The sequence below is a fragment of the Streptomyces sp. NPDC088812 genome (assembly GCF_044750285.1).
Lineage (GTDB): Bacteria > Actinomycetota > Actinomycetes > Streptomycetales > Streptomycetaceae > Streptomyces.
This window is the reverse complement of sequence record NZ_JBIVJP010000003.1, coordinates 80,683-106,803: the sequence shown is the minus strand read 5'-3', so window position 1 is coordinate 106,803 and position 26,121 is coordinate 80,683. Positions and strand designations below refer to the sequence as shown.

Here is a 26,121-nt window from a genome sequence, read left to right as displayed (position 1 = left end):
CGTGCCCCAGGCAGCACGACGACCGGGCCCACCCGACACAGCCGAGCCGCGGACAGTCGCGCCGCAGGGATGGGCGCGGCAGCACCCCGCGGCGTGCCGAGCCGCGGGCAGTCGCGCCGCAGGGCGGCACGGGTGGGCGATGGAGGCCCCCGCTCGAGCGAAGCCGAGAGTGGGGGAGGCACCCCGCGGCGCCGGGCTGCGCACCCTACCGGCCCGCACCCCCACCGGCCGCACCTCACGCGAGGGCCGACCGTCCCACAGCCCTCACCCCCACACCGACACCGCGCACCCCGCGCCCAGGCACAGCGCCCAGCGCCCAGCGCTAGCGCAACGCCTCCGCCACCTCCCGAGCAGCGTCCACCACCCGCCGCCCGACCCGCTCCGGCACCGCCTCGGCCAGCATCACCACTCCCACACTGCCCTCGACCCCCGTCACCCCCAGCAGCGGCGCGGCCGCACCGCTCGCCCCCGCCTCCAGTTCGCCGTGGGTCAGCGCGTACCCGGGGTCCTCCAGCGCCCGGTGCCGCGCGGCGAGTATCGCCTTGCCCGCCGCCCCCCGGTCCAGCGGGTGCCGGAACCCGGCCCGGTACGCCACGTGGTAGTCCGTCCACGTCGGCTCCACCACGGCGACGGCCAGCGCGTCCGTCCCGTCGACCAGGGTCAGATGGGCGGTCGCGCCTATGTCGTCGGCCAGCGACCGCAGCGCCGGCAGCGCCGCCTCGCGTACCAGCGGATGCACCTGCCGGCCCAGCCGCAGCACCCCCAGCCCGACCCGGGCCCGTCCGCCCAGGTCACGCCGTATGAGTGCGTGCTGCTCCAGCGTGGCGAGCAACCGGTACACGACGGTCCGGTTCACGCCCAGTCGGTGGGAAAGCTCGGTGACGGTCAGCCCGTGGTCGGTATCGGCCAGCAGTTTGAGGACCCGCAGCCCTCGGTCGAGCGTCTGGGAGGTCTCCGCGGTCACGACGCCCACTCCTTAGTGGTGAGGTCGGCGGCCCTCTCGCGGCGGTTGCGTCACCGAGTCCCGTCGGAGACGCGCTTCAGAGGCCGCCGATCGGCAGGTGGGCCCGGCTTGTCCGGGCCTGGTCGCTTCACGGCTGCGCTCCGCGGCGGCGCTGCCACGGGGCGTGTGCGTAGCGGGACAGTAGCGAAGCCGGTTCGCTGAGCGGAAGGCTCCGTCCAGAATCCGGTCATCGGCCGGATGGGACTACCTGTGTTTGTCCCGATACGTACAGCACACACCCTGGGCGCCGGGGCCGGTCAGGCAAAGGCGGCATTCCCGCCACCGCCCCACCGCCCACCGCCCACCGCCCCCGGGACGTCACGCCATCCGGGTCGCCCACTCCTGGACCTTGGCGATCCGCTGCCGCAGCTGGCCCGCCGTCGCCTCGGCGCTCGGCGGCCCCCCGCACACCCGCCGCAGCTCGGTGTGGATCACCCCGTGCGGTTTGCCGCTCTGGTGGACGTAGGCGCCGACCATCGTGTTGAGCTGCCGGCGGAGCTCCATCAGCTCCTTGTGGGAGACGACCGGCCGCCGTTCGGCGGGCAGCTCCAGCAGGTCGGCCTCGGTGTCCGGCTTCTTCTTGCTGTGCGCGATCTGCTTGGCCTGCCGCTTCTGGAGCAGCAGCTGCACCTGCTCGGGCTCCAGCAGCCCCGGGATGCCGAGGTAGTCCTGCTCCTCCTCGCTGCCCGGGTGGGCCTGCATGCCGAACTCGGCCCCGTTGTACATGACGCGGTCGAAGACGGCGTCGGACTCCAGCGCCTCGAAGGGCAGCATGTCCTGCTCGCCGGTGTCCTCGTCCTGCTCCCGGTTCGCCTCGTCCATCTCCTTCTCGGACTCGGCGTACGGGTCCTCCTCGCCGCCCTCCTTCTTGGGCTTGTCGAGGACGTGGTCGCGCTCGCGCTCCATCTCGTTGGCGAAGCCGAGCAGGTCGGGGACGGTCGGCAGGAACACGGACGCGGTCTCGCCGCGCCGCCGCGACCGTACGAAACGCCCGACGGCCTGCGCGAAGAAGAGCGGGGTGGAGATGGTGGTGGCGTACACCCCGACCGCGAGCCGCGGCACGTCGACGCCCTCGGACACCATCCGCACCGCGACCATCCACCGGTCGGTGTTGCCGCTGAACTCGTCGATGCGGTCGGACGCGCCGGCGTCGTCGGAGAGGACGAGGGTCGCCTTCGTCCCCGTGATCTCGCGGATCAGCTTGGCGTAGGCGCGCGCGGAGTCCTGGTCGGAGGCGATCACCAGCGCCCCCGCGTCCGGGATCGCCTTGCGGACCTCCGTCAGCCGCTGGTCGGCGGCGCGCAGCACGCTCGGCATCCAGTCGCCGCGCGGGTCGAGGGCCGTACGCCAGGCCTGGCTGATCGCGTCCTTCGTCATCGGCTCGCCGAGCCGAGCGGCGATCTCGTCGCCGGCCTTGGTCCGCCAGCGCATGTTGCCGCTGTAGGAAAGGAAGATCACGGGCCGCACGACGTTGTCCGCCAGCGCGGACCCGTAGCCGTACGTGTAGTCGGCGGACGACCGCCGGATCCCGTCGTTGCCCTCCTCGTACGTCACGAAGGGGATGGGGTTGGTGTCGGAGCGGAACGGCGTACCGGTGAGGGCGAGCCGCCGCGTGGCCGGCTCGAACGCCTCCAGGCAGGCCTCGCCCCACGACTTGGAGTCACCGGCGTGGTGGATCTCGTCGAGGATGACGAGCGTCTTGCGCTGCTCGCTGCGGTTGCGGTGCAGCATCGGCCGTACGCCGACGCCCGCGTACGTCACCGCGACGCCGTGGTAGTCCCTGCTGAGCGGTCCCGCGCTGTACTCCGGGTCCAGCCGGATGCCTATCCTCGCCGCCGCCTCGGCCCACTGCTTCTTCAGGTGCTCGGTCGGTGCGACCACGGTCACCTGCTGCACGACGTGGTGGTGCAGCAGCCAGGACGCGAGCGTCAGCGCGAAGGTCGTCTTGCCGGCGCCGGGGGTGGCGACGGCGAGGAAGTCGCGCGGCTGCTCCTGGATGTACTTCTCCATCGCCCCCTGCTGCCAGGCCCGCAGCTTGCTGGCGGTGCCCCAGGGGGCGCGGCCGGGGAAGGCGGGTGACAGGTGGTGGGAGGTGGAAGCGGCGGTGGAGGGGGAGGAGGCGGCGGTGGTAGTCACGGTCTCCGGTTCGGGGGTCGGTCTCGGCTACGTATGACAACCGGGCCACCCTACCGGCGGCCCGGCCCCGCCCTCGCGCGGACGAGGCCGGGGCGTGCCGGGATGGGAGACAGCTCACATCGCGTCGTGCAAAGCTCTGAGCCGCCGGGCGATCATCCCCACGTCTTCCAGGCTGCCCGACGCCACCTCGATGACGAGCTTGTACGCCTCGTCCTGGTCGACACCGACCATCTCCGTGCCGTTGAAATCGAGGAAGACGACGGTGGACATCCACGCCATGCGCTTATTGCCGTCCACCAAGGGGTGGTTGACGGCAAGCGACTGGAGCAGCGCGGCGGCCTTCTCGAACGGGTCCGTGTACGCCTCGACACCGAACATCTGGGACCGGGGACGGTGCACAGCCGAGCTGAGCAGGCCGAGGTCGCGGACGGCGACCTCCTGCCCGCCGCACGCCAGCTCGGCCAGATCCAGGACCTCCTGGACAGTCAGGTACTTCACCCGTTACTCCCCCAGCCGCCGCAGCAGGTCCGCGTGAGCTGCCGCGTACTTCGCCCCCAAGCGTCGCACCGTGGTCCGGTCCGCCTCCTGCTCCAGATACCGGTCGATCGCCTGCAGCACTATCGCGTGCATACTGCGCCCCTCCTCCTCGGCCCGCAGCCTGAGCGCTTCCTGCTGGTCGTCACGGAGACGGAGATTCATAGCCATACCAGAACGGTACCATCGGTGGGGCCATTCTGGTACTATCTTTTCACGGTCCGCAACCGGGTCGTCACCCAGGCCCCCGCCAGCGCCACCCCCGCCATCGGCAGGAAGACGGCCGCGAAGGCCGCCGGGTGGGAGCCGGAGGCGTCGGCGGCCGCGTGGGTGACCGTGCCGCCGCCCAGCGCGGCGAAGGCGGCGCCGCCCGCCGCCAGCAGCAGGACGTTGGACAGCGCGTCCGAGATCTGGAGGGCGGCGGAGTTGCTGCCGGCCTCCTCGGGGGCGGACATCTGGAGCAGGAGCACGCTGCTGGAGGAGATCACCAGGCCCATGCCGAAACAGCCGAAGCCCCAGGCGACGGCCACCGTCCAGGCGGGCACGGCGTCGATCAGCACACTGGGCGCGGCAGCGATGGCGGCCGCCACCAGCACCATGCCGACGGTCATCAGCCGCTCCCGGTACGGCTCCACCCGCGGCCGGGACTGCACCCACGAACCCAGCGCCCAGGTCGCCCCGCCGGCCGCGAGCGAGAACCCGGCGAGCGTCGGGCTGAGGCCCCGCTGCGTGACCAGCATCAGCGGCACGAAGGACTCGGCGGCGACGAAGGAGCCCGCGGCGAGCCCGCGCAGCAGCACCACCGAGGGCAGTCCGCGGGCCGCCCGGCAGGTGCCGCGCGGGAGAAGTCCGAGGACGGCCGGCACGAGCAGCGCGGCGCCCGCGACGGCGGGGAGGAGGGACAGCGGCCGCAGGTCCTGGGCGGCGTACTGGAGCAGGCCGGCGCCGAGGGAGATGCCGAGCGCGAGCCGGATGCGGCGCCGGTCGGGCGTGGCGCCCGCGGCCCCGTCGACCGGGCCGCCCGCCCGCCGCCGTATCTGGGGCAGCGCGAGCGCGAGCGGCAGTACGACCAGCACCGGAATCCCCACGAACACCCACCGCCACCCCAGGTGCTCGGTCACCGCGCCCGCGGCGAGCGGCCCCACGACGGACGGCACCACCCAGCACGCCGCGAACGCCGCCATGATCGCCGGCCGCAACCGCTCGGGATAGGCCCGCCCGACGACGACGTACAGGGCGACGATGACGAGTCCCCCGCCGAGCCCCTGCACGGCCCGCCCGAGGACGAACTGCCCCATCGTCCCGGCGGTCCCGGACAGCAGGAGCCCGGCGGCGAAGGCGGCGATGCCGCTGGTCAGCGCGCCCAGCGGCCCCCGCCGGTCGGACCACTGCCCCGCCAGCACCATGGCGAACAGACTGGTCGTGAAGTACCCGGAGAACGCGAACGCGTACGCCGACACCCCGTCCAGCTCCCGTGCCGCCACGGGCATCGCCGTGCCCACGGCGGTCGCCTCGAAGGCGATCAGGAGGACGACGGAGACGATCCCGATGCTCAGGGACCGGTAGGAGCGCCCGAGGACGGTGTCGCCGGAGGACGGGGATGGTGACGGGGGCGGGGTGGGACCGGCGGTCGTCGGGGAGTCGTCTGCGACACCGGTGTCGCGGGGTTCGAGGGCGGCCATGCCCGCCAGAGTAAGGCCCGCAACCGACCGTGACCCCTGTCCGGAGGCGGGCCCTCAGCTGGTCCGTTGGTCCTACGACCGCCCCCGTTTCATGAACGCCGTGTGGCAGTCGCATTGCAGCCCGCACGCCCCCCTTGAGCCCCCACCCGCCCCCGCTCTACGGTCGTGTCACGCGGTTCGGCAGGGCACACCACCCGGTGGAACCGATGAACGGCCGTGTGCCCGAGTGGCTTAGGGACTCGCCTGCAAAGCGAGGTACGTGGGTTCAATTCCCGCCACGGCCTCTGGTGTTGCGACCAGGGAAGAACAGAAGGGTGGTACCCCGGGAGGGGTGCCACCCTTCCGGTCGTCCGGCCGGGTCGGCCGGTACAGGGGACGCTCGCGTGCTCCCTCCCCGGCAGCCGTCGGCCCCGTCCGGCTACGCGTACAGCCCTCCGCCCGCCTCGTCCTCGAACATCTCCGGCCAGTACCGCCACCCGTCGTCGCCCGGTGTCGACGGGGTCGGGTCGCAGGCCAGGGGGTCGAGGGCGGCCAGGGTGCGGGTCATGGTGGCGGCCAGCTGGTCGTAGGCCTCGGTGAGGGCGTGGTCGGCGTCGAGGGCGCGTTCGCGGTGGATCAGCCAGAGGGTGAACGCGAGGGTCGAGACGTCGGCGTTCAGGGGGCGCAGGGTGGCGTCCGGCTCACTCCAGGAGAGGACCGCGCCCGTGGCGCCGTCGACGACGAGGCTGGTGTCCTCGGCGAGGTAGCCGAGGCGGATCAGACGGGCCGCGCCGACGGGGAGGGCGGCGTCCGGGTCGTCCGCCCGGTGCTCGGTGAGGGTGGGCAGGGGGGCGTCGGTGTCCAGGGTGAACCAGACGCACTCCTCCGGCAGGCCCACCTCCCGCAGGAAGCGGCGGGTCGGCTCGTGGGTGAGCGCGGCCGGGAAGTCGACGTCCTCGAAGCGGACGACGGCGCGGGCGCCGAACTCCTCGTCCAGGAGGCGGGGCGGGAGGTCCAGGGCCAGGTCGGACCGGGTGCCGGGGCCCGCGATGAGGGCCAGGGGGCGGACCACCGCGGCCAGCCGCCAGAACGGGGGCACCTCGCCGTCCGAGCCGGCCTCGTACAGGGCGAGCAGCCGGCCGGTCGCCTCCGCCACCACCTCGGGTCCGCACCGGCCCGCGTAGGCCGCGAACTGGCCGCGCAGTGCGGCCAGTTCGTCGGCGGCCGTGGCGAACCGCACCAGCGTCTGGAGGGACGGCGCGAGCGGCCGGCGGTCCATCAGGTCGGGGCGGTCGTGGAAGAAGTACGTCGTCGTGACCTCGCCGGTGGCGCCGTCGAGCAGCACCGACTCCGTCACGGGGCCGTCGGGGCCGGTCAGGCCGCCGATGACGAGCTGGTCGCGCAGGCCGGGCGCGAGGCGGCCCTCCGGGTCGCCAGTGGAGTCGGCCACCGTGCGCAGGCCGTCCGCGCGCAGCGCGTCGAACGTCAGCAGCTCGCCGACGCCCGGCAGTCCGGGGCCGGTCAGCCAGCGGCGCGTCGGCGCGTGGGTGACGTACGGATCCAGCTCGGCCTCGGTGAAGGTGATCACCGCCGCACCGGCGGCGGTCCCGGTCGTGCCCATCGGTCCCCCGTGCGTGAAGTGTGTGTGCCGTCTCCGACGGCGGGCCCCCGGCCCGCCGCTGTTCCACTGCCCCGAACACTACGCGGCACCACTGACAACGGGCCCCGCACGAGAAGACGCCGGACGGCCCCCGCGCGTTCCCGTCCCACGCGAATCGTCTCGACCGTCTCCCCCACGGTCCACCAAGTGGTGGCCGCCCTCGGCCCGAGGCGCGGGGTGCGGGTGCGGATGCGGGTGCGCGGCTCCGTGCCGAGGTCCCGCACCGTCCGGCCGCCGCCGGGACACCCGTCATCCCCCCGGCCGGCCCTCCCCGCCGGCGCCGGGCACGTACTCCTCGGGGCCGGAGACGGCCGGAAACGGCCGGAAACGGCCGTCCGGCGGAAGGCGTCCCCGCGCGCACGTGCGCCGCCCGCGGGAGGCCGACGGCGCCGGGGCCCGCGCGACCGCCGGTTCGCCGGACGCCGTCACCCGGTGGTGAGCACCGCCCCGTTCCCGACGGGGGCCCGCTCACTGGCCCGTGACCACCGCCGCCTGCGGCCTTATCGGCAGCCGGTTGACCGGGCGGCCCGTCGCGGCGCGTACGGCCGAGGCGATGGCCGCCGGTGAGGTCACGACCGGGACCGCGCTGACCGCCTTGGCGCCGAACGGCGCGACCACGTCGCGCTCCTCGACGAGTTTGACGATGCGGATGTCGGGCGCGTCCAGGGCCGTCGGGAGCGCGTACCCGGTGAGGTCGGGGTGGCGGACCAGGCCGCGCGGGGTGCGGAGGTTCTCGGTGAGGGCGATGCCGACACCCTGGGTGACGCCCGCCTCGATCCGCGCGTCCAGCTGCGCCGGGTTGAGCACCCGGCCCACGTCCTGGGCGACCGCCAGCTCCACGACCCGTACCGAGCCCAGTTCGATGTCGACGTCGACGACCGCGCGGATCGCGCAGAAGGCGAGGCCCACGAACGCGTCGCCCTGGCCGGCGCCGTCCAGCGGCTCGGTCGGGTGCGGGCGGCACTGGGCCGTGGCCCACAGTTCCTTGCCGACGAGCTCCTCGGTGACGGTGGTCGACAGGACGCCGTCGTAGGAGGTGATCTTGCCGTCGGTGATCTGGAGCAGTTCGGTGGACATGCCGAACTTGTGGGCCAGGGGCTGGAGGAGCTGGGTACGGACCATCTTCGCCGCGCGTTCCACCGCGCCGCCGGAGACCCAGGTGTGGCGGCCGCGGCAGCCCGGGCCGGCCGGGGGCTGGTCGGTGTCCACGGGGGCGACGTGCACCTCGTCGATGCCGAGGGTCTCCTGGACGATCTGGCGGGCCAGCGTGGTGAAGCCCTGGCCGGTCTCCACCGCCGCGCAGAGCACCGTCGCGACGCCGTCCTGGACCTTGACCGTGGCCGTGGAGACCTCGTCGGCGCCCTCCGCGCCCAGCATGTGCACCATGCCCAGGCCGTAGCCGACGCCCCGGCGCACCGCGCCGGGTTCGCCCGCGCCCTCGGGGCCGCCCGGCAGCAGCCAGTCCTCCTCCGGGGTGTCCTTCGGCAGGGCCGGCAGCGGGAACTCCTGGACGGCCTGGAGGAGTTCGGCGACCGGCGCCGGGCAGGTCACGGTCTGGCCGGTCGGGAGGACGTCACCGGTGGCCATGACGTTGCGCAGCCGCAGTTCGGCCGGGTCGACGCCGAGTTTCTTGGCCAGCTTGTCCATCTGCGCCTCGTAGGCGGCGCAGACCTGCATCGCGCCCTCGCCGCGGACGTGGCCGGAGGGCGGGTTGTTGGTGCGGACGGCCCAGCCCTCGATGAAGGCGTTGGGGACGACGTACGGACCGCAGGCGAAGGAGACGGCGGCGGCCAGGGCCTCGGCGGAGGTGTCGGCGTAGGCGCCCGCGTCGAGCAGGATCTGCGCCTCGACCTTGACCAGCTTGCCCTCGGCGTCCGCGTGGTGGCGGTACCGCAGGAGGGTGGGGTGGCGGTGGGCGTGGCCGAGGAAGGACTCCTCGCGGGTCGCCGTCAGCTTCACCGGGCAGCCGGTCCGCAGGGCCAGCAGGCCGAGCGGGAGCTGGAAGCCCTGGTCCTCGCGGTCGGCGGTGGCGCCCGGCACCCCCGTCACGACGATCTTCACCCGATCGGGTGAGAGGCCGTAGCAGGCGGCGGCGGCCTCGCGGTCGGTGTGCGGGTCGGTGGAGGCCACGTAGAGCTCCACTCCGCCGTCGGGGCGGGGCACCGCGAGGCCGGCCTCGGCGCCGATGGGGGCGGGGTCGGCGCGGCCGATGCGGTACTGGCCCTCGACGACGACCTCGCCGGACGCGGCGGGGTCGCCGTGGTGCAGCGGGATGTGCCGGATCAGGTTGCCGTCGGGGTGGAGGGGCTCCGCCTCGAAGGCCTGCTCCGGGTCGGTGACCGGGTCGAGCACCTCGTACTCGACGATGACGGCCGCGGCGGCCATCCGCGCGGTGTCGGGGTGGTCGGCGGCGACGGCCGCGATGGGCTCGCCGTGGTGGCGTACGACCTCGGAGGCGAACACCGGGCGGTCGGCCGTGCGGCGTCCGTGCAGCGGGCTGCCGGGCACGTCCTCGTGGGTGACGACGGCCCGTACGCCGGGCATCTCGCGCGCGTGGGAGGTGTCGATGGAGACGATGCGCGCGTGCGCGTGCGGGGAGCGCAGCACGGCCGCCCACAGCAGGCCCTCGGCCCACAGGTCGGCCGCGTAGGGGAAGGTGCCCTCCGTCTTGGCGCGGGCGTCGGCGGGCGGCAGGGACGCGCCGAGGCCGTGCGGGATCGGCTCGGGGGCGGGGGCGGCCTCCGCGGGCGCCGTCGCGGTGGCTGCTTCGTTGCTCACGCCTGGCCTCCGTCCTGGCCCTGTCCGTGTCCGTACACCGGGTCGTTCGGGTGCGGTTGTGCCGGGTTCTCGAACGCCGACGGGTTGACGCCGCCGGCGCCCGGGCCCGCCTGGTGCGGGATGCGGGCCTCGTCGCCGTCCGTGTCGGCCTCGGCGGCGGCGTGCGCCTCGCGTTCGGCGACGACGTCCTGGACGGCCCGCAGGACGCCCCGGTAGCCGGAGCAACGGCACAGGTTGCCGCACAGGGCCTGGCGGGCCTCCAGTTCGGTGGGCGCGGGGTTGCCCTCCAGCAGGTCGTGCACGGTCATCGCCATGCCGGGCACGCAGAAGCCGCACTGCACGGCCCCGCACCGGGCGAGCGCCCGCTGCACGTCGGAGGGCTGCCCGTCGACGGCCAGGCCCTCGACCGTGCGGATCTCGCTGCCGGCGGTGGTCACGGCGGGCACCAGGCAGGAGGCGACGAGCCGCCCGTCGACCTGGACGTTGCAGGCCCCGCACTCGCCCTGCGAGCAGCCGTCCTTGGCGCCCGCGAGGCCGAGCCGCTCGCGCAGCACGTAGAGCAGCGACTCGCCGATCCAGGCGTCGGTGACCGGGCGGTCGGAGCCGTTGACGCGCAGCGCGTAGGAGGCGAGGGGGTGGTCGTCGTGGAGGGGCGGGGCGTCGGGGGCGGCCTCGGCGGCGTCCTCCGCTCCGGCGCCGTCCCCGTGCGGGGCGGCTTCGGAGCCGGGGGCGGCCTCGTCGCCGGGAGCGTCCTCGTGCCCGTCGTGCGGGGCGCCGGCGGGGTCGGCGTCGGCCGGCGCCTCGGGGGCCCCGGCCGGGCCGGGTCCGTCGAAGGGCGGCTCGGCACCGACCGGTTCGGCGCCGACCGGGTCCGCCGTCGGGTGTGCGGCTCCGTGGGCCGTGCGGGCCGTTTCCCGGCCCTGTGCGGCCCCGGGAGCGCCGTGGGGGTCCACGGGGACCTCACCGGGCTCGGAGGCGGCCTGTGAGGCTTCCACGGCCTCCCGCTCGTCCCCCAGGTCCCGCTGGTCCCATTCGGTGCGCTCGTCGCGCTCGTCCCGCTCGGGGACCGGGGACTCGTACGGCGCGGTCTCGTACGGCGCGGTCTCGTACGGGTCGCCCTCGTACGCAGGCGTCTCGTACGAGGGCGACCCGTACGGCGGCGTCTCGTACGACGGCCCGGGAGCGGGCGGTGCCGTGTGCTCGGGTGCCGGCGCGAACGCGGAGGGGTCCGCCACCGGTTGGGCGTGCCCCGGTGCGCCGGGGGCGGCGGAGACGTCGGACGGCTGCCCGGCGGGGCCTTCCGGCTGCCGGTCCCACGGCTGTCCCGGGGTGTTCCCCGCGTCCGGCGCCGGTCCGGTCGCCCAGGGCGCGGGCGCGCCTCCCGGCAGGGTCGCCGGGGGTGTGCCGCCCCACTGCTCGACGAGGGACGACGTGGTGAACTCGCCGGACTCGTCCGGGAGGTCGCCGCCGGCGACCGGGATCGACCACTGCCCGGTCACGTCGTGGCCGGGGGCGGGTTCCGCGGCGGGCGCGGTGGTCTCGTCGAAGGTCCACTGCCCGGTCCCGCCGGGGTGGTAGGTGAACCGGTCGTCGCCGGCCGTGCCGCCCGTCGCGGCGGCGGGCCACTCGGTGCCGCCGGCCGGGTTCGTCCACGCGTGCGCGCCGGTCGCCGACGGGTCGGCGCCCTCGTGCGCCGCGTTGAACTGCGGCGGCACGTACCCGTGGCCGGGGGCGGCGAGCGGACTGTCGCCGCGTCCGGCCAGCAGGGCGTCGATCCCGCCCTCGGGAAGCTTCACGAAGGCGGTGGCGCCGTCGTCGTAGTCGCCCTGGGGCAGCGGATCCCAGCGTCCGCCGCCCTGCGGCGTGCCCTGTCCGTGCTGGTCGTCGGTCACGACAGCGCCCTCCCCAGTGCTCGTCGGGCCAGTGCGGCGACGGTCCGCCGCAGGTGCAGTACGGCGGGCGGAAGCGGCTGCACCGAGCCGTCCTCGGCGGGGGCCGGGTCGGGGATGCAGGCGGCGGCGACGTACTCGCCGAAGGCGTGGAGCGCCTCGGGGACGATCGCGCGGTTGTTGTCCCAGTCGATGAGCCGGGCGACCCACTGTTCGGCCTCCAGGGGCCGCAGCGGCATCGGCGCTATGGCGCCGACGGCGCACCGGACTCCGCGTCGGGCGGGGTCGAGGACGAGGGCGACGGAGGCGACGGCGCGGCCCGGTCCGGTGCGGCCGGTCGCCTTCAGGAAGACCTGCGGGGCGTGCAGCAGCGGCACGCGCACGTACCCGATGAGTTCGCCGGCGCGCAGCATGTCCATGCCTGCCAGCAGGTGCGAGACCGGGATCTCCCGGCGGGCGCCGCCGGGACCCGCGACGACCACCGTCGCCTCCAGGGCCGCCAGGACGGGCAGCGCGTCACCCGTGGGGGACGCGGAGGCGATGTTGCCGCCCAGGGTGCCCGCGTTGCGGATGTGCGGCGGGCCCGCGGCGCGCGCGGCGGCCGCGAGCGCCGGGATGAGGGCGGCGAAGTCGGGGCGGCCCATGCGCGCGTGGGTGAGTCCGGCGCCGAGCAGGGCGTGCCCGTCCTGGTACTGCCAGCCGCGGATCTCGCTGATCCGGCCGAGGCCGACCAGCGCGGCGGGCCTGAGCTGCCCGGAGTTGACGGCGGCCATCAGATCGGTGCCGCCCGCGACGGGTACGGCGGCGGGCATGGCCGCGAGGGCCGCCACGGCCTCGTCCAACGTCGTGGGCAGCGTGACGGCCTGCGCCGCCTGCGGTGCGTGCGTGGTCAAACCGGCTGCCCCTTCCCGCTGCCCCACCTGGTCCCACCTGTGTTGCCGTACGGTACGTGCTGACAGGCCGGACGTGGCAACTCTGGCACATCTTCGCAACGCCCGAACGCGGGGGTCCGCTAGGAGACATTCGCCCACCTCACCAGGGAGATGGACCGGTTTCACACATCTTCACCGATGTGCTCGGATTGCCACTCTTCGGTGATCCTGCCGGGGTTTTTCCGTGACGCGCCGGGACGGTGTGGTGTGGTGCGCCGCCGCCCCTTCATGGGGCTACCGGCCGGGGGGCGGTCCGTCGAGCGGGCGTCCGGGCACCCCGGGCCGCCGCTGCCACGGCCGGGGCCCGTCCGGCGGCCGGTAGGCGACGCCGAGGGCGTCAAGTCGCGGGTAGTGGGCGCCCATCCGCCGCTCGAAGTCGGCGAAGTCGCGTTCCGCCGGGGCGGGCAGCCGGCTCCAGGCGACCTCGGCGAAGGCGGCGAGGCGGGGGAAGGCCTGGTAGTCCACGCGCGCGGTGTCCTCCATCGCCTCGGTCCACAGGTTGGCCTGCGTGCCCAGCACCCGGCCGGCCTCCTCGGGCGTCAACTCCGGTGGTACGGGCTCGAAGCGGTAGACGTCCTCCAGGGTGCGCACGTAGCCGATCGGCACGGGCTCGTCCGGGCCGCCGTCCTGCCGGTGGTCGAGGTACACCTGCTGCTCGGGGCACATGACCACGTCGTGTCCCGCGCGCGCGGCCGCGATCCCGCCCGCGTAGCCCCGCCAGGACGACACGGCCGCCCCGTCGGCGAGGCCGCCCTCCAGGATCTCGTCCCAGCCGATGAGCCGGCGCCCGCGCGCGGCCAGCCAGGTGTCGAAGTGCCGGACGAACCACGCCTGGAGCGCGTCCTCTCCGGCGAGGCCGAGTTCCTCGATCCGGGCCTGCGCGGCGGGTGAGCGCCGCCACTGGTCCTTGGGGCATTCGTCGCCCCCGATGTGGACGAACGACGAGAACGACGAGAACTCCGTGGCGTCCGCGGGGAAGAGATCCAGCACTTCCTCGAACACCCCCTCGTAGAACCGCAGGGTGTTGTCAGTAGGGGCGAGTACGTTCGGATTGATGCCCCAGGTGTCCCAGACGGAGAGGGCGGTGGTGTCGATGACGTCGGTGTTGCCGAGTTCCGGATACGCGGCGACGGCGGCCTGCGAGTGGCCCGGTACGTCGATTTCGGGGACGACGGCGATATGCCGTTCGGCGGCGTAGGCGACGATCTCCCGGATGTCGTCCTGCGTGTAGAAGCCACCGTGCGGCCGGTCGTCCCACAGCGGTGAGGCGCGGTGGCCGAATTTCGTGCGGGGCCGCCATGAGCCGATGCCGGTGAGCCGCGGATACCGCGTGATCTCGATCCGCCAGCCCTGATCGTCCGTCAGATGGAAGTGCAGGACGTTCAGTTTGTGCGCGGCCATCAGATCCAGGTAGCGCAGAACGCCGTCCTTGGGCATGAAGTGCCGGGCCACGTCGAGGAGGAGACCGCGCCAGCGGAAGCGGGGTGCGTCCTCGACGGTGCGGGGCGCGATGCCGCGGGGCGCACCGGGGCGTACGGGCGCCCGCCGGAAGGCGTCGGGGCCCAGCAACTGGCGCAGGGTCTGCGCGCCCCGGAAGACGCCGGCCGCGCCGCCGCCCCGGATGTCCACGCCGCCGCCGGCGACGGCGGAGAGCCGGTAGGCCTCGGGTTCCAGGGTGCCGTCGACGTGCAGCCGTACGGCGTCGCGCGCGTCCCGGGGTCCCGGCCGCAGGGGCAGGCCGAGGGCCGGGCCGAGGACGGCCCGCAGCCAGCGTTCGGTGGTGTCCGTGCCCGGCCCGGCGTACAGCGCGGTGTGCCGGTCGAGCAGGACGTCGCCGCCGGGGAGGCGCTCGACGGCCCTCGGCCTCGGAATCACGTCGTGTGCGGACGTCGGGCCGGAAGCGGGGCCGCCCGTCCCGTCGGAGCTCATGTCGGACGTCATGTCGGTCCTTCCCACCGGGCCGGCCGGGAGACCGGCCGGCGCTGTACGGGTAACCGGTCCGCGCTGTACGGGCAACCGGTGCGCGCTGTACGGGTAACCGGCCGGCGGAACACCCGCCGGGCCGTCGGAAGCGCCGGCGGGGAAGTGCCGCCGGGGGCGAACGGCTCGCCGAACGGGAAGTCGTCCGGAAGCGGACGCGCCTTTACCGAAGCTTTTCGGAGTCCGTATCGCCATGGGTATCGCGAAGGGCGGGGAGAGGGCGAGGGGAGCGGTGCGAACGCCCTCGGGGCGGCCGGCCGGGCGGTGTTCCGGCCGGGGTGGAACAACGGGAAGCCCGGCCCTTGCGGGCGCATCACCCGCACCACCGGGAAAACGACCGACGGAGCGGCCGGGAGGCGAAAGCGGAAGCGCGGGGCGGTGATCGCGGCGGGAAACACGATCACCGCGGAGACGATCATCCGACGCCCCTCGGGAGGCGGCCGTCGGGGAAGTGACGGCGGAATGCGCGGCCTTCGCACACGCACCGAAGGCATTTCGCGGAGGGCGGGGATTCCCCGAGGGGCGCGGGCGCCCCCGGTCGCCGCGCACCGGCCGCGACCTTCCCGAGCAGGCCGGGAAAGGGGACCGGAGAGGCGGTCATCAGCACCCCCGGGTTCGCGATGCGGCAGGCGCGGCACCGGCTTCGTCCTGCACAACGGCGACACAACGGCGACACGGCACCGGCACAACACCGGCACAACGAACGCGAGATCGAAGGGTCCGGCCACGCGGCCACAAGAGGCCTCGGCCACTGGGCCGGCCGGCCGGGCCCGAGCACCACGGACGCGGTGGCGGAACGACGCGAAGGCCTCCGGGGCGCGCGGTACGCACCCTGAAGGCCCTGTCGTCGGACGCCGTACGGACGGGAGCCCGGCGAGGCCCCGGCCGCCGCGCTACTTGTCGCCCTTGCCCTGGTCGTCGCCCCCGGAGCCCATGGAGTCGTAGATCTCCTTGCACATCGGGCACACGGGGTACTTCTTCGGGTCGCGGCCGGGCACCCACACCTTGCCGCACAGCGCCACGACGGGCGTCCCGTCGAGGGCGCTCGCCATGATCTTGTCCTTCTGGACGTAGTGCGCGAAGCGCTCGTGGTCGCCGTCTCCGTGCGACACCTGCGGCGTCGGCTCTACGAGGGTCCCCGTACCGGTGCCGCGCTCGGGCTCGAGAGTGCTCATACCGCCAAGGGTACTGAAGCTCCTGCGCATCAGTTGAGCGAAGGGTCGTCCGGATACGTGGCCACCATCGCCAGCTCGTTGCGCTGGCGGCGCAGCACCTCCCGCCAGAGTCTCTCCGGGGACGGCGAGGACACGTCGCCGGGCTCGGACTCCACGACGTACCAGGCGCCCTCCACCAGCTCGTCCTCCAGCTGGCCGGGGCCCCAGCCGGCGTACCCGGCGAAGATCCTCAGGGAGCCGAGGGCGGAGGCGAGCAGCTCCGGCGGGGCCTCCAGGTCGACGAGGCCGATCGCGCCGTGCACCCGCCGCCAGCCCAGGGGGGTGCCGTCGACGGCCGGGCCGCCGGGGATCACCGCGACGCCCAGCGCCGAGTCGAGGGAGACCGGGCCGCCCTGGAAGACGACCCCGGGTTCCCCGGTGAGATCCGCCCAGCCCTCCAGGATGTCGCCCACGCCCACCGGCGTCGGACGGTTGAGGACGACACCCAGCGAGCCCTCCTCGTCGTGGTCGAGGAGGAGCACCACCGCACGGTCGAAGTTCGGGTCCGCCAGGGCGGGGGTAGCCACGAGCAGCCGCCCTGTGAGCGAGGACACCTCGGTCATGCCAGACATGATCCCCCATCTTCCCGCCGCATGGGGAGCCAACGCGGCGAGGAGGGTGAGGGCGGCGGTGTCACGGGGGGAGCGCGCCGGGCCGCGTCGACGCCGCCGCGGGCGGCGGCCGTGCCGACGGACGCGGTGCGGGCGCACGGATGCGGTCCGGGCGCACGGACGCCGCGCCGTGCCCGTGGTGACCCCATGTGCCCGATGAGGCACAGTTCGTGTTGTGACACAGCTATGACGTAGCTGGGCGTTGCTTGGGCTTACTGAAGCGGGCCACGCGGCGTTTACTCTGTCCTCTCCGGCCCTGCCCCACTCCACCACACTCCACGGAACGCGAGATACATGACCGTCAACGGCTCTGACGACGTACTGCTTGTCCACGGCGGAACCCCGCTGGAGGGCGAGATCCGGGTGCGCGGTGCGAAGAACCTCGTACCCAAGGCCATGGTCGCGGCCCTGCTGGGCGGTGAGCCGAGCCGGCTGCGCAACGTTCCGGACATCCGTGATGTGCGGGTCGTACGCGGTCTGCTGCAACTGCACGGGGTGACGGTCCGTCCGGGCGAGGAGCCCGGCGAGCTGGTGATGGACCCCACCTACGTCGAGAGCGCGAACGTCGCCGACATCGACGCGCACGCGGGTTCGAGCCGTATCCCGATCCTGTTCTGCGGCCCGCTGCTGCACCGGCTCGGGCACGCGTTCATCCCGGGGCTGGGCGGCTGCGACATCGGCGGCCGGCCCATCGACTTCCACTTCGACGTGCTGCGCCAGTTCGGCGCGAAGATCGAGAAGCGGGCGGACGGCCAGTACCTGGAGGCCCCGCAGCGGCTGCGCGGCACGAAGATCCGGCTGCCGTACCCGTCCGTCGGCGCGACCGAGCAGGTACTGCTGACGGCCGTCCTCGCCGAGGGCGTCACGGAGCTCTCCAACGCGGCCGTGGAGCCGGAGATCGAGGACCTGATCTGCGTCCTGCAGAAGATGGGCGCCATCATCGCGATCGACACCGACCGCACGATCCGCATCACCGGTGTGGACAAGCTCGGCGGCTACGACCACCGCGCCCTCTCGGACCGGCTGGAGGCCGCCTCCTGGGCGTCCGCCGCACTGGCCACCGAGGGCAACATCTACGTCCGCGGCGCCCAGCAGCGCTCGATGATGACGTTCCTGAACACCTACCGGAAGGTCGGCGGCGCCTTCCGCATCGACGACGAGGGCATCCGCTTCTGGCACCCCGGCGGCCAGTTGAAGTCCATCGCGCTGGAGACGGACGTCCACCCCGGCTTCCAGACGGACTGGCAGCAGCCGCTGGTCGTGGCGCTGACGCAGGCCACGGGCCTGTCGATCATCCACGAGACGGTGTACGAGTCCCGTCTCGGCTTCACGTCCGCGCTGAACCAGATGGGCGCCCACATCCAGCTCTACCGCGAGTGCCTCGGCGGTTCCGACTGCCGTTTCGGCCAGCGCAACTTCCTGCACTCGGCGGTCGTGTCGGGCCCCACCCGGCTCCAGGGCGCCGACCTGGTCATCCCCGACCTGCGGGGCGGTTTCTCGTACCTGATCGCCGCCCTCGCCGCCCAGGGCACCTCCCGCGTCCACGGCATCGACCTGATCAACCGCGGCTACGAGAACTTCATGGAGAAGCTCGTGGAGCTGGGCGCGAAGGTCGAACTGCCGGGCAAGGCCCTCGGCTAGGGCACGTTCACAGCCGCACAGGTCGTCGGAAACCCCGAAGGGGCGGCACCCGGACTCCGGGTGCCGCCCCTTCGAAAAGGGTGGCTTACTTGCCCTTGGCCGCTTCCTTGAGCTTCGAGCCCGCGGAGACCTTCACGCTGTAGCCGGCCGGGATCTGGATCGGGTCGCCGGTCTGCGGGTTGCGCGCGGTGCGAGCGGCACGGTGGGTGCGCTCGAAGGTCAGGAAGCCGGGGATGGTGACCTTCTCGTCCCCCTTGGAGACGACGTCGCCGACGACCTCGGCGAACGCGGCCAGCACGGCGTCGGCGTCCTTGCGGGTCACCTCGGCGCGGTCGGCCAGCGCGGCCACCAGCTCACTGCGGTTCATGTTCTTACTCCCGTGTTCTTCTTGCCGTTGCGGCGTGCCACGCGGCGGAGCCGCATGTCGGGCACAGCGAATGCCGATGCGCTCGCGCCCAGAGACGCATCCTGCCCCCACCTGCGGCGGGAAAGCCAATCCGGCACCCACAGGAGTCGTCAGAACACCCTTGGGAGTCACACGAAAAGCGCCTTCGCCCGGCCGCCACCCTAGAGTGCGCCCGCGAGCGCACCGTCGTGCGACGCGCCGACCCGGGGGCCGCCGTGGCGAGCCTCACAGCCCCCGCACAGTGCGGCCCCGGTCCCTGTGGTGCCGTGGCGTCGTCCGTCTCCCCCACGACGCCGCGACATCCGTCGTGTCCCCTACGACACCGTGGCGCCCGCGGCCTTCGCGGCCTCGCGCACCGCGCCGGCCACGGCGCCGGCGACCTTGTCGTTGAAGACGGACGGGATGATGTAGTTCGCGTTCAGCTCGTCCTCGGTCACCACGTCCGCCAGGGCCTTCGCGGCCGCGAGCATCATCTCGGTGTTGACCGTGCGGGACTGCGCGTCCAGCAGGCCGCGGAAGACACCCGGGAAGACCAGCACGTTGTTGATCTGGTTGGGGAAGTCGGAGCGGCCGGTGGCCACAACTGCGGCCGTCTGGCGGGCGATTGCCGGGTCCACCTCGGGGTCCGGGTTCGCGAGCGCGAACACGATCGCGTCGTCGGCCATGGCGGCCACGTCCTCGCCGTCCAGGACGTTCGGGGCGGAGACGCCGATGAAGACGTCGGCACCGCGCACGGCTTCCTTCAACGTGCCCGTGAGGCCTTCGGGGTTGGTGTTGTCGGCGATCCAGCGCAGGGCGGAGTCCGGGGCCGCGTCGACGAGGTCCTCGCGGCCGGCGTGGACGACACCGTGGATGTCGGCGACGACGGCGTTCTTCACGCCCGCCGCGATCAGCAGCTTCAGGATGGCCGTACCGGCCGCGCCGGCGCCCGACATGACGACGCGGATGCTCTCGATCGTCTTGCCCGCCACGCGCAGCGCGTTGGTGAGCGCGGCGAGGACGACGATCGCGGTGCCGTGCTGGTCGTCGTGGAAGACGGGGATGTCGAGGGCCTCGCGCAGCCGCGCCTCGATCTCGAAGCAGCGGGGCGCGGAGATGTCCTCGAGGTTGATGCCGGCGAACCCGGGGGCGATCGCCTTGACGATCTCGACGATCGCGTCGGTGTCCTGGGTGTCCAGGCAGATCGGCCAGGCGTCGATGCCGGCGAACCGCTTGAAGAGGGCCGCCTTGCCCTCCATGACCGGCAGCGCGGCCTTGGGGCCGATGTTGCCCAGGCCCAGCACGGCCGAGCCGTCCGTCACGACCGCGACGGAGTTGCGCTTGATGGTGAGGCGGCGCGCGTCCTCGGGGTTCTCGGCGATCGCCATGCAGACACGGGCCACGCCCGGCGTGTAGATCATGGACAGGTCGTCACGGTTGCGGATGGGGTGCTTCGACGCCATCTCGATCTTGCCGCCGAGGTGCATCAGGAAGGTACGGTCGGAGACCTTCCCGAGGGTGACGCCCTCGATGCCGCGGAGCTGCTCGACGATCTCGTCGGCGTGCGCGGTCGAGGTGGCCGCGATGGTGACGTCGATCCGGAGCTTCTCGTGTCCGGACGCGGTGACGTCGAGGCCGGTCACCGAGCCTCCGGAGGACTCCACGGCGGTGGTGAGCTGCGAGACGGCCGTTCCGCTCGCGGGCACCTCCAGCCGGATCGTCATCGAGTAGGAGACGCTGGGCGCCGTTGCCATGGCCGACTTCCTCTGCTTTCACCTGTGCCGCTGGGTATGCCGTCCGATCGTCGCACCTACCCCGGAGTACGTGGTAGCCGCCCCGACTTGCGGTGGTTTTGTTCACAGCCAGGCAGGAACGGAGACATGTTTTCGGAAACTGAATTCCACCATACGAGAGAACGTAGAGGCAACGAAAGAGGCCCACATCACATCGGATGTGGGCCTCTCCCTACGTTGATGACACCGACCCGCCATGCTCGCCTCGCGGCAAGTGGTCGCTCGTAGCGACGAAGGTTGGGCCCGGGGGCTTGGATCGGGCCGGTGCCACACCAAGGCTAACAAACGGATGCGCCGGGACCATTCCCGTCCGGGGATTCACAGGAACGGTTCCGTCCGGTCAGTCCCTCAGCAGGTCCGGCACCCCGTCGGCGTCCGGTTCGTCCCGCTCCCCCGACACGACCGTCAGCTGCTGGGTCGCCCGGGTCAGGGCCACGTACAGCACCCGCAGGCCGGCCGGGGACTCGTCGGCGATCTCGGCCGGCGACACGACGACCGTCGCGTCGTACTCCAGGCCCTTGGCCTCCAGGCTGCCGAGGGCGACGACCCGGTCGCCGAGGCCGGCGAGCCAGCGCCGGGCCTCGGCGCGCCGGTTCATGGCGACGACGACACCGACGGTGCCGTCGACCCGCTCCAGCAGGCGTTCGGCCTCGGCGCGCACGGTGGCGGCGAGGGAGTCCGTCACGGCGGTGAAGCGGGGCACGACGCCGGTGGAGCGGACCGCGGACGGGGACTCGGCGCCGGGCATGGCCAGGGCCAGGACCTTCGCGGCCAGCTCGGCGATCTCGGCCGGGTTGCGGTAGTTCACGGTGAGCTGGAAGCGGCGGCGGGGCCGGGTGCCGAGCGCCTCGTCGCGGGCCTCAGCGGCCTCGTCGGGGTCGGACCAGGAGGACTGGGCGGGGTCGCCGACGACCGTCCAGGTGGCGTGCCGGCCCCGGCGGCCGACCATGCGCCACTGGAGCGGGGTGAGGTCCTGGGCCTCGTCGACGATGACGTGGGCGTACTCGGTGCGCTCCTGGGCGAGTCGCTCGGCCCGTTCGCGCTGCGACTCCTCGCGGACCGGCATCAGCTCCTCCAGGCCGGTCAGCTGGTCCAGCGGGTCGAGCTCGCGTCTCTTGCGGGGGCGGGCCGGGGCGCCGAGGATCGCCTGGAGCTCGTCGAGCATCGCGATGTCGTGCACGGTGTGGCCGTCGCGCCTCAGCGAGCGGGCGACCTTGCGGACCTCGCCGGGGTTGAGGATCCGCCGGGCCCAGCGGCCGAGCCGCCGCTCGTCGGCCATCGCCGCGAGGACGGACTTCGGGGTGAGCTCGGGCCACCAGGCGTCGAGGAACGCGGTGAAGGCGTCCTCGCCGGTCACGTCCTCGTCGAAGGAGGAGCGCAGCTCGGCGGCGAGCTCGGGGTCGGTGTGCCGGCCGGCCGCGCCCGAGCGCTCCCACAGGGCGTCCAGGAGGAGCCTGCGGGCGCGGGGCCGCAGCAGGTTCACGGGGGCGGTGCCGCCGAGGGCGGTGCGGCGGATGCGGTCGAGGTCCTGGGCCTCCAGCTCCAGCCGGCGGCCGAAGGCGACCACGCGCAGCCGGTCGGGCGGTCCGGAGGGCGCCGGGGAGGTGTCCTCGTCGTCCTCGCCGAGGGCGAGCTGTCCGGGGGCGGGCTGTCCGAGGGCAGGCTGTCCGAGGGCGAGCTGTCCGGCGGCGCGCTGTCCGGCGGCGGGAGCGGCGCCCGGACGGCCCAGTTCCAGGGCGCCCCGCGCCGCCTTCCGCAGCACCTTCAGCATGCGGGACGAGCCCTTGGCGCGGGCCACCGCCGGGGAGTCGTACAGGGTGGCCTCGACGCCGTCGACGAGGGAGCCGATGGCGCGGATGGCGACCTGGCCCTCCTCGCCGAGGGAGGGCAGGACGCCCTCGGTGTAGGCGACGAGCAGCGGGGTCGGCGAGACGATCAGGATGCCGCCCGCGTACCGGCGCCGGTCCTGGTAGAGGAGGTAGGCCGCCCGGTGCAGGGCGACGGCCGTCTTCCCGGTCCCGGGGCCGCCCTCGACCTGGGTGACGGAGGCGGCGGGGGCGCGGATGACCAGGTCCTGCTCGGCCTGGATGGAGGCGACGATGTCGCGCATGGTGTGGCTGCGGGCCTGGCCGAGGGCGGCCATGAGGGCGCCGTCGCCGATGGCGGGCAGCTCACGGCCGTCGAGGAAGGCCGTCAGCTCGGGGCGCATCAGGTCGTCCTCGACGCCGAGCACCCGGCGGCCCTTGGAGCGGATGACCCGGCGGCGCACGACACGGCCCGGGTCGACCGGGGTGGAGCGGTAGAAGGGGGCCGCGGCGGGCGCCCGCCAGTCGATCACCAGCGGGGCGTAGTCCTCGTCGAGGACGCCGATGCGGCCGATGTGCAGGGTCTCGGCGATGTCGGCGGTGCGGTCGGAGCGAATGGCGCCGTCGGCCGGCTCCACGGCGGTGTAGGCGCCGTCGGGGCCCTTCTTGCCGTCCTTGCCGAGCAGCAGGTCGATCCGGCCGAAGAGGAAGTCCTCGAACTCGTTGTTGAGCCGGTTGAGGTGGACGCCCGCGCGGAAGACCTGCGCGTCCCGCTCGGCCAGGGCGCCGGGCGTGCCGACCTGGCCGCGGCGGGCCGCGTCGTGCATGAGGAACTCCGCCTCGTGGATCTTCTCCTCCAGGCGGCGGTACACCCGGTCCAGGTGTTCCTGTTCGATGCTGATCTCCCGGTCGCGAACTGAGTCCTGAACCGGGCCGACCGCGGTTTCCTGCTGTGCCTGAGCGGCCACCGGGCCCCCTTCTGACGTGCTGGGCAGCCGTCAACCGTACGCGAAGGGAGCCCCCGGAGGCGAGGGGCCCGCCCGGCGGATCCGCGGGGCCGGGCCCGGCCGCCCCGCGTCGCAGTGCGGCGGGGCGTACCGGGCGAGTCCTACGGGGGGCACCGGGCGGGCCCTACGGGGGGTACCGGGCGGGGGTACCGGGCGGGTCCTAGGCGTCGACCTCGACGAGCTTCTCGCCGTCGAAGGTCGAGACCTCGTAGTGGTCGATCTCGTCCGGGCTGAGGGCGGCGCCGCCCTGGACGTAGAGCGGGTTCCTGGCCTGCTCGGTCTTGGCGTCGGGGAGGCCGTAGCCCCATTCCGGGACCGACCAGGACGCGATGGTCTCGCGCTCGCCGTTGTGGCCCACCGCGATGAGCGAGCACTTGTTCGGGCCCGCCACGTTCTTCAGCTCGACGACGGCCTCGGTGCCCCAGGCCTTCTCCTGGGTGGCGACGGTCGCCGTGACCTTGGTGCCCGGGTCGGTGGCGGTGACCTTGTCGGTGAAGGTCTCGAAGGCGGTCTGGGCGGAGCCGGCGTCCGCCAGCACCTGCGGGGTCCCGCCTCCCTCGTCGCCGCCGCTCGTCGCCATGGCCACGAACGGGCCGCCGACGATCAGCGCGGCCGCCGCGGCGATCATGTAGAAGCCGCGCCGGCGCTTCTGGGCGCGGCGGTCGGCGATCTCGCCGACGAGCTTCTCCACGAGCCGTGGACCGGGCCGGGCCGACAGGGACTCGCCGATCGCGGGGGTGCCGGCACCCGGCAGGTCCGCGAGGGCGGCCATCATGGGCTCCATCCCGGCGAGTTCGTCGAGCTGCTGCGCGCACCACTCGCATCCGGCGAGGTGGGCCTCGAAGGCCGTCGCCTCGGCGTCGTCGAGGATGCCGAGGGCGTAGGCGCCGACGGTCTCGTGTTCGCTCGGGCCCGGAGATCCCACAGATCCCTGCATGGGGCCAGACATACCCGACCCACCCGCTCCGAACCCCCCGTACATGCTCATCACGCCGTCACCCCCCGCTCCTCCAGAGCCAGCTTCATCGACCGCAGGGCATAGAAAACCCGTGAGCGCACGGTGCCACTGGGTATCCCCAGCGTCTCGGCCGCCTCATTGACGGTACGCCCCTTGAAGTACGTCTCGACGAGCACCTCCCGGTGCGCCGGGGTCAGGTCGTCGAGCGCGTCGGACAGCGTCATCAGCCACAGCGCCTTGTCGATCTCGTCCTCCGCGGGGATGACCTCCAGCGGCGACGGGTCGACCTCCTGCGGCCGGGCCTGCCGGCTGCGGTGGCCGTCGATGACGATGCGGCGTGCGACCGTCACCAGCCAGGGGCGTACCGATCCGGTCGCTCGATTGAGCTGTCCGGCGTTCTTCCAGGCACGGATGAGTGTCTCCTGCACGACGTCCTCGGCGCGTTGCCGGTCTCCGGCCACCAGGCGCAGGACGTAGGCGAGCAAGGGTCCGGCGTGCTCCCGGTAGAGAGCGCGCATCAGCTCCTCGTCGGGTTCCGAGGGCTGTGAGGACATGCGATGTCGGGCCCTCGATCCACGTTCATTGGCCACGGCCGCATCCTTGCGCACGCCCACCTCCGGTGTCCGGGGGTTCCCCCGAGTCGGTCGCTCCCCCACCGGTACGGAAACGGCTTGCCGCGTGTTCAAACCGAACTGACAGATTTCTTCGGGGTGTCGCGACGAGGGGGACATGAGGTCACATTCCCGCCCCTCTTCCTTCACGTTTCCGCCACACCGGCGACCGGGCGGGCGCCACCGGTGGAAGGCGACGGCAAACACCGTGTGGGCTACGTCACTTAAACGGTCGCCGCACCGAACGCTGCTCAGCCGGAGGGGAGATGGGGCGGGCGGCGGCAGTCCGGCGCGCGTCACGCGCGCGCGAGTGCGGCCCTCCTGCGGTGCCGGGCGACCCGCTCCCGGTTCCCGCAGACCTCGCTGGAGCACCAGCGCCTGCGGCGCCCCCGGGACGTGTCGACGTACACGATGGGGCAGTTGTCGCCCTCGCACTGCCGCAGCCGCGCCCGCGCGGCGGGATCGGTGAGCAGCTCCACCGCGTCCCGGGCGACCACGGCGAGCAGCGCCGCGCACTCCGGCGGCCCGTCCAGCGCCCGTACGAGCGCGCCGTCCCGGCCGGGCACGGCGCGGGGGGCCGGGGGCGCGGCGCGGGCGGCGTCGTTGACCCGGGCGAGGGCGAGCTCGTGGGACCGGATGCCGCCGTGCGGGCGGAGGGCGCCGGAGAGCCCGGCGGCCACCAACCGGCCCACGTCGCCGCGCAGTGCGCGGAAGGCGCCCGGCCAGGCGGGGTCCGCGTGGGCCAGTCCGGTGCCGGGCGGCACCAGTCCCGAGCCGGCGATCCACGCGCACAACGGCCCGACCGCGTCGAGCCGTTCGAGGGGGTGGGTGGTGGCGAGAAGGTCCAGGCAGACCCGTCCGGCATCGAACCGCAGGTCGTACGGGGACGGAGGCGTACCCAGCGCCATGTGCGGTCACCGCCTAGGGAAAGCTCCTCGGGAAGCGTCCCCTTCACAGTGCCGGGTGCACCGCGCCGCCGGAACCCCCCGTACCGGCGGCGGGTGCGTGGAGGCCCCGCCGGGGCGGGGGCGGGGTTCCCGGGCGGGAGCCGGTCCGCGGCGAGCCGAGGCTCCGGGCCAAAACTCGGAGCGGGACGGGATCCCGGGCCGAACCCGTCCGGGGCGGGCCGGGGCGGGCCACGACTCCAGGGTTGAGTCCCGCCCGGAACGGGGCGGGACTCCTGGCGGAAGCCCGTCCGCGTCGGGCCGGGGCTCCGGGACGGAGACCCGCTCAGAGCAAGGCGAGGCCACGGACGAGAAGCCGGTCCGAGGCGGCCCCAGGCACCGGGACGGAGACCCACCCGGAGCGGGGCGAGGGCGCCGGACGACGGCCCCTTCTGGGCCGGGGCCGAAACCTCGGCCGGAACCCGGCCCCGAGCGGGCGGGGTCGCCGGAGCGGCCCGCCCGGACCAGGACCAGGACCACGCCCGGAACCCGGCCCCGAGCGGGCGGGGTCGCCGGAGCGGCCCGCCCGGACCAGGACCAGGACCACGCCCGGAACCCGGCCCCGAGCGGGCGGGGTAC

Annotated in this window: 19 protein-coding genes and 1 tRNA gene; 2 read left to right on the top strand and 18 right to left on the bottom strand. The window is 73.7% G+C overall.

Features of this window, described 5'->3' with window-relative positions; all coding sequences use genetic code 11:
* Window positions 1-322 precede the first annotated feature (322 nt).
* The 5 genes from ACIP67_RS06595 to ACIP67_RS06575 form a co-directional block, all read right to left on the bottom strand.
* Entirely contained in the window at window positions 323-964 is a 642-nt protein-coding gene (locus ACIP67_RS06595; RefSeq protein ID WP_401688329.1) for an IclR family transcriptional regulator, read from the bottom strand.
* 357 nt (window positions 965-1,321) lie between these two features.
* Window positions 1,322-3,139: a DEAD/DEAH box helicase gene (locus ACIP67_RS06590; protein WP_401688326.1), complete on the bottom strand. Its 1,818-nt coding sequence runs from the start codon at window positions 3,137-3,139 to the stop codon at window positions 1,322-1,324.
* Between the two features lie 114 nt (window positions 3,140-3,253).
* On the bottom strand, window positions 3,254-3,637 hold the full coding sequence (locus ACIP67_RS06585; RefSeq protein WP_401688323.1) for a type II toxin-antitoxin system death-on-curing family toxin: 384 nt from the start codon (window positions 3,635-3,637) through the stop codon (window positions 3,254-3,256).
* Window positions 3,638-3,640: 3 nt separating this feature from the next.
* Window positions 3,641-3,838, bottom strand: coding sequence for an Arc family DNA-binding protein (locus tag ACIP67_RS06580; protein ID WP_385076716.1), 198 nt, complete (start codon window positions 3,836-3,838; stop codon window positions 3,641-3,643).
* A 41-nt stretch (window positions 3,839-3,879) separates the two neighbouring features.
* Window positions 3,880-5,355 carry an MFS transporter gene (locus ACIP67_RS06575; RefSeq protein ID WP_401688320.1) on the bottom strand — a complete coding sequence of 492 codons (1,476 nt, stop codon included), beginning with the start codon at window positions 5,353-5,355 and terminating at the stop codon, window positions 3,880-3,882.
* A 212-nt stretch (window positions 5,356-5,567) separates the two neighbouring features.
* Here ACIP67_RS06575 and ACIP67_RS06570 point away from each other — a divergent pair.
* Window positions 5,568-5,639, top strand: a tRNA-Cys gene (locus tag ACIP67_RS06570).
* 134 nt (window positions 5,640-5,773) lie between these two features.
* Here ACIP67_RS06570 and ACIP67_RS06565 read toward each other — a convergent pair.
* The 7 genes from ACIP67_RS06565 to ACIP67_RS06535 all read right to left on the bottom strand — a co-directional run bounded on the left by ACIP67_RS06565 (window position 5,774) and on the right by ACIP67_RS06535 (window position 16,350).
* On the bottom strand, window positions 5,774-6,955 hold the full coding sequence (locus ACIP67_RS06565; protein ID WP_401688317.1) for an SUKH-4 family immunity protein: 1,182 nt from the start codon (window positions 6,953-6,955) through the stop codon (window positions 5,774-5,776).
* Between the two features lie 507 nt (window positions 6,956-7,462).
* Window positions 7,463-9,772, bottom strand: coding sequence for a xanthine dehydrogenase family protein molybdopterin-binding subunit (locus tag ACIP67_RS06560; RefSeq protein ID WP_401688314.1), 2,310 nt, complete (start codon window positions 9,770-9,772; stop codon window positions 7,463-7,465).
* Window positions 9,769-11,664, bottom strand: a complete 1,896-nt coding sequence (locus ACIP67_RS06555; protein ID WP_401688311.1) for a 2Fe-2S iron-sulfur cluster-binding protein — start codon at window positions 11,662-11,664, stop codon at window positions 9,769-9,771. The genes ACIP67_RS06560 and ACIP67_RS06555 overlap by 4 nt, the downstream gene beginning before the upstream one ends.
* Window positions 11,661-12,554 carry an FAD binding domain-containing protein gene (locus tag ACIP67_RS06550; protein WP_401688308.1) on the bottom strand — a complete coding sequence of 298 codons (894 nt, stop codon included), beginning with the start codon at window positions 12,552-12,554 and terminating at the stop codon, window positions 11,661-11,663. The genes ACIP67_RS06555 and ACIP67_RS06550 overlap by 4 nt, the downstream gene beginning before the upstream one ends.
* 273 nt (window positions 12,555-12,827) lie before the next feature.
* Window positions 12,828-14,522, bottom strand: a complete 1,695-nt coding sequence (locus ACIP67_RS06545; RefSeq protein WP_401689246.1) for a beta-N-acetylhexosaminidase — start codon at window positions 14,520-14,522, stop codon at window positions 12,828-12,830.
* 944 nt (window positions 14,523-15,466) lie between these two features.
* The gene (locus ACIP67_RS06540; RefSeq protein WP_189941567.1) at window positions 15,467-15,748 is read right to left on the bottom strand and encodes a DUF3039 domain-containing protein; all 282 of its coding nucleotides are present in this window, start codon (window positions 15,746-15,748) and stop codon (window positions 15,467-15,469) included.
* A 29-nt stretch (window positions 15,749-15,777) separates the two neighbouring features.
* A complete protein-coding gene (locus ACIP67_RS06535) occupies window positions 15,778-16,350 on the bottom strand; it encodes a YqgE/AlgH family protein (RefSeq protein ID WP_401689243.1) in 573 nt (190 codons plus the stop codon).
* A gap of 342 nt (window positions 16,351-16,692) precedes the next feature.
* Between ACIP67_RS06535 and murA the strand changes: the two genes are divergently transcribed.
* Entirely contained in the window at window positions 16,693-18,039 is a 1,347-nt protein-coding gene (murA, locus tag ACIP67_RS06530; RefSeq protein ID WP_389523902.1) for a UDP-N-acetylglucosamine 1-carboxyvinyltransferase, read from the top strand.
* 85 nt (window positions 18,040-18,124) lie between these two features.
* Here the strand turns inward: murA and ACIP67_RS06525 are convergent, their stop codons facing one another.
* From ACIP67_RS06525 to ACIP67_RS06500, 6 genes are all read right to left on the bottom strand, one after another.
* Window positions 18,125-18,406, bottom strand: a complete 282-nt coding sequence (locus ACIP67_RS06525) for an HU family DNA-binding protein (protein WP_389523899.1) — start codon at window positions 18,404-18,406, stop codon at window positions 18,125-18,127.
* A 353-nt stretch (window positions 18,407-18,759) separates the two neighbouring features.
* Window positions 18,760-20,178 (bottom strand): NAD-dependent malic enzyme, encoded by a 1,419-nt coding sequence (locus ACIP67_RS06520; protein WP_401688303.1) that lies wholly within the window; start codon window positions 20,176-20,178, stop codon window positions 18,760-18,762.
* Window positions 20,179-20,557: 379 nt separating this feature from the next.
* On the bottom strand, window positions 20,558-22,990 hold the full coding sequence (locus tag ACIP67_RS06515) for a HelD family protein (protein WP_401688300.1): 2,433 nt from the start codon (window positions 22,988-22,990) through the stop codon (window positions 20,558-20,560).
* A gap of 199 nt (window positions 22,991-23,189) precedes the next feature.
* On the bottom strand, window positions 23,190-23,966 hold the full coding sequence (locus tag ACIP67_RS06510) for an anti-sigma factor family protein (RefSeq protein WP_401688297.1): 777 nt from the start codon (window positions 23,964-23,966) through the stop codon (window positions 23,190-23,192).
* A 50-nt stretch (window positions 23,967-24,016) separates the two neighbouring features.
* Window positions 24,017-24,601, bottom strand: a complete 585-nt coding sequence (locus tag ACIP67_RS06505; RefSeq protein ID WP_030167252.1) for a sigma-70 family RNA polymerase sigma factor — start codon at window positions 24,599-24,601, stop codon at window positions 24,017-24,019.
* A gap of 293 nt (window positions 24,602-24,894) precedes the next feature.
* Entirely contained in the window at window positions 24,895-25,506 is a 612-nt protein-coding gene (locus ACIP67_RS06500) for a CGNR zinc finger domain-containing protein (RefSeq protein WP_401688293.1), read from the bottom strand.
* Window positions 25,507-26,121 lie beyond the last annotated feature (615 nt).